1 protein-coding gene is annotated in these 226 nt (G+C 65.9%); it reads left to right on the top strand.

Translation table 11 applies throughout. The features are described from left to right. Positions 1–226: hypothetical protein (locus tag ACYPXD_RS28930; RefSeq protein WP_459708486.1), on the top strand; the 226-nt coding region annotated here is incomplete at both ends.

Below are 226 nucleotides of genomic sequence, written 5' to 3'. Positions count from 1 at the left end.
GGTGACATGGGGTTTCGGCGCAGTCACGTTACCCGGGCTCGAACTGACGGCGGGCGTGCCGTCATCGCTGCGCACGCTGGTCGCCGTGCCGACGCTTCTGACCAGCGAGGCCGAGTTGCGCGAGCAGATTGAACGTCTTGAAGTGCATCATCTCGCGGGCGGCAGCGGCGACCTGTCGTTCGCGTTGCTGGCTGACGGGCTCGATGCTGATGAGGAAGTGCTGCCC

The organism is Paraburkholderia sp. 2C (genome assembly GCF_054589215.1).
This window is presented reverse-complemented; position numbering and strand designations above follow the sequence as displayed.